This is a genomic window from Flavisolibacter nicotianae (assembly GCF_003628535.1).
Taxonomy (GTDB): Bacteria; Bacteroidota; Bacteroidia; order Chitinophagales; family Chitinophagaceae; genus Flavisolibacter; species Flavisolibacter nicotianae.
In genome coordinates this window covers 1-3,759 of record NZ_RBCI01000033.1, presented here as the reverse complement: position 1 = coordinate 3,759, position 3,759 = coordinate 1, and the positions used below count along the sequence as shown (strand labels likewise).

Below are 3,759 nucleotides of genomic sequence, written 5' to 3'. Positions count from 1 at the left end.
AGCTGACGCCGGCCATTCAGTTCGCTCGAACTCCGCACACCCATGCTAACTAAAGAAAAGCTTCCATCATTTGTAGAGCATTCACTCCAGATGAACACTGGAGCAATTCAAGACACACACGAACAGGGCTTGCCGAGGTACCGGCATTTATTTCCGGCAGCCCCGGTAAGTTATTCAAATATTGATTAAAGAACAAATGGCCAATGATGGGTCGTCAGCCGGTATATTGGCAAGCCTCCTGTTGTAGGCTACCCAATTCCAACGTGATCGTTACTCCTGATATTCCTCTGCCTCCAAAAGCTGTTTAAGATATGTCTTTGACTTATGACTTTCTGCTCTGTATGATAATATCAATAAACCATACCCAAAAGCAAACATTCCGAATGGAATAAGTGCGACAGGAGAAAAACTGTGTATTGTCAATTGCCTAAACTGCAAAATACCCGAAACAATAATACCAACGCACACAAAACCAACGGCACCTAACCAAAACGTCATGAAGATTAATACGGCAACGACGGGTCGCATCCGAATAGATATTTCTGTTCGCCCCGCATAAGCTGAAATATTCCCTTTGATAACCGGCAGAAAAGAGTTTCGTCCGCTTATTATTCTACTGATTACAAAGCTGTCGCTTACAAGTTTACCTTGGTAAGGTTTTTCACTTTTCTTGGAAATTAAACGAAACGATTTTCGGGGTTCAGTGACGCTTTCAATCCGATTTCGCACTTCGTCCTGGGTGAGCTGGGTCAAGAGTTTGAAATTATCAAAGGGTAGCAATAGTCTTAAATTCATTTAAAATAGCAGTCTTTATCTAATGGGTTGCCTACAACGAGCAGGGCTTTATGCAGGTTGGGAATTAGAAGTCCGTCTGCCGATAACCGCTGCTGATTAAAAGTATGTTGATGAAGTTAAGTACAAAAGCTGATAGATGTTCGTCTGCTGGAACTGACGCTGGGGTTTGCAATTAGCTGACGTTACAAGGTCAAGCCCAACTTGCATAAAACCCCATGTTGCACGCCGTAAAGTCACTTATTCTTTATATAGTCAACGATTAAGTCAACATTGTCTTTTGACAAGTTTGGGAAATGCATACAGTCCATTCCAAATTGCTTATTCAAACTAAGGTTGGCTGTGTCTTTACCCAATGTTTGTCTATTAGTTAGAAACTTAAAAATCCATTCGTTGCTTCTCACAATTATTCTGTCTGTAAGGGCAGGTCCTGTCAAAGTTTTTGTAACTGAATGACAACTTGCACAATTTGCTAAGAATAATGTTCGCCCGTTTCCATTAGGAAATATTTTGAAACTGTCAACAGCTAAGTTGTTGTTTATTGAAGTGTCACTCTCTTTGAAAACAATTGACCTGTAAATTTTAAGTATTGTATCTGTTTGCAAAATGCCGTGTCCGCTAATACTAAACTTGTCTTGTGAATTTACAGGAATAAACATTCTTATGTAACCTTTGCCAGGTTCAATTGGAATTGCAAGTCTGGCTTTTAGTCCATTGATTGTGTCTTGTCCGAATTTGTGCATTTTAGGGTCTTCTTCACCAATGTCGGGACTATACCAGCCGTAATCAAACCAAAGACTGTCTTTGCCATTTGTCAATCCCCCGACATAACTGTCAACCCCATTTTCATCAAACTTTTTCCAACCTTGTGGTGTCTTCAGTTTAAATACACCAAAGTCAAGTGTCTGCCAGCCTGAAGTCTGTGTCTTGCAGGAAACTGTCAACGATAAAATGATTGTTATTAAACGCAGGTTCATTTTATGCCGTGCAACGAGAAACAGCTTTAAGAAGTAAGGGTATTTGGAAAACTTCTGTCTTATTTACTTCCTGCTGTTCAATAAAGTTAATGGGCTCAGCATTTATTCCTCAGCCCTTATTTCTTGAAGCTGATGTTGTACGCTGCTTCGTCGCATTACAGTGAAAATAAAATTCTAAATGCTTGCGCTTGTAAATGTAATCGTGTTTAAAACCCCAAGCATTGAGGTAGCTGTAATATCCATTTGACACTACCGCTATTTTGCCGTAAATCTCATTTATTCCCTTTTCAGGTTTCCGGTCTATTGTTAGGCTGTTAATTGTAGCTGGCACGGTAAACTCGCTAACTCTTTTGTTAGACAATTTTGTCCGAAACGCTTTGCCTTCGGTCTCAAACTCGGAATAGACAGCTTTTGCTTTGTCCTTGTGCAGGCTTGTAATGACCGCAAAGCCGGAAAACAAGGAAACGCCAGAAGCAACTTCGAAGGTGTCTCCTTTTAACCTGCAACCGCAACCAAGCCAAGTGGGTTGTGCTTCAGTGATTGTTTCTTCTTCACCTGGCGCAGCTATCATTGGTTCTTTTTCGCCAGTTTTTTCATCAATGCTAAAAATCTTCAATGAAGTATTAACCGGCTCATGGTCAGCTTTGTTTAATGTATCCGTTTTGATATTAAAAAGAATACCTAAGCCGTTCTCGAATTGTGATTTCTCAACTTCTTTCACTTTTTCAGGCAATCTTTCGAACATTCGCCGGTACTCACCCCTAAGTGCTGTGTCAACCTTGTACTGCCCAAAGGAAGATTGAAATAGAAAAACAAAAATTAATAATAGTGACTGTTTCATAAAGTAGCGTACAACGTAAAGAGCTTTGTGCAGTAGCGGTATTCCGTGTTCCGTCAAGCCCCGAACCGAAAATGAAAAATGATTTACAGTTGAAGATAAATTCTTTTGTTCAATAGCGTTGGGTCACGCTGGAACCGCTGCACAATAGCGAACAAAAAAATGATAGCTTGTTAGTCGCCCCGCTATTGCACAAAGCTCCCTGTTGTAAGCCGTTTTTGTCTGTCACTATAAGTCCTGCTTGTATAGATTAGCAAGGTTCGTCAATTTCTTTTTCAAGAGTTTCTCAGCTTCAAGTTTTGCTTTGTCCCTGTCAGCTTGAGAAATTTGCTTTTCAAGTGTTTGAATTGCTTCGATATTTTTTTGTTGTTCAAGAACTGAAAAGTCACGCTTGCTCTCGTTGTAAATCAAATACCACATATAGCTTTTTGAAAGGTCTTTTGGAACAGTTTGACCCTCACGGTACATTGTTGCAAGATTGGCTCTTGCAGAAGTGATTTGTCCGCTTACTTGTAAATCTTCAGGAGTGTCCAACATAGCAAGGCGTGTCGCCCATGCTACCATACTGTCCAAGTTTTTTTGTGTACCACGTCCTTCCATATAACAGCTAACCACATTGAACATGCATTCCACGTCTCTTTGTTCGGCACATTTTATAGACCAATAAAATGCTTGCTTATCGTTTTGTGTCACTCCACGACCTGTGGCAAAACTATAGGCCATTTTAAATTGAGCGTCTTTCCAGCCTTGATTAGCTGCTTTTAAAAACCAGGCATTAGCGATACTGTCACTTTGCGGAACTTCGACGCCTTGTTGATAACAGATACCGTAATTGTATTGGGCTTCCGAACTTCCTTTTTCGGCAGCTTGCCTAAGTAAAAGAACAGCAGTTTTGAAATCTTGTCTCTCAAGAAATTCTTTTGATTTTTTGTTGAGCTCTTCTGCGTTTTGTCCAAAGGAAAGTGTCGCAATGAAGGCAGTTAGAATTGTCAGTAAAGTCTTTTGCATAGAGTTTTTAAAATGGCTTACAGTCGGGTCACACCGGGGAGTTTCACCCCGATGTTCCCACAGAACCGTGCGTGAACCTCTCGATTCACACGGCTCTTCCTGTTCCGTCACAAATGTAGGGTATACATCCAGGATGTACCACTC

Annotated in this window: 4 protein-coding genes; all 4 read right to left on the bottom strand. The window is 40.7% G+C overall.

Annotated elements, in window-relative coordinates:
- Window positions 1-270: 270 nt before the first annotated feature.
- A complete protein-coding gene (locus tag D6024_RS26090) occupies window positions 271-753 on the bottom strand; it encodes a hypothetical protein (protein WP_240410171.1) in 483 nt (160 codons plus the stop codon).
- Window positions 754-1,028: 275 nt separating this feature from the next.
- Window positions 1,029-1,769: a c-type cytochrome gene (locus tag D6024_RS26085; RefSeq protein WP_121357764.1), complete on the bottom strand. Its 741-nt coding sequence runs from the start codon at window positions 1,767-1,769 to the stop codon at window positions 1,029-1,031.
- Window positions 1,770-1,878: 109 nt separating this feature from the next.
- The gene (locus D6024_RS26080; RefSeq protein ID WP_121357763.1) at window positions 1,879-2,610 is read right to left on the bottom strand and encodes a hypothetical protein; all 732 of its coding nucleotides are present in this window, start codon (window positions 2,608-2,610) and stop codon (window positions 1,879-1,881) included.
- Window positions 2,611-2,835: 225 nt separating this feature from the next.
- Window positions 2,836-3,759, bottom strand: a 924-nt coding sequence (locus D6024_RS26075) for a tetratricopeptide repeat protein (RefSeq protein WP_205573380.1), incomplete at its 5' end; no start/stop codon positions are given.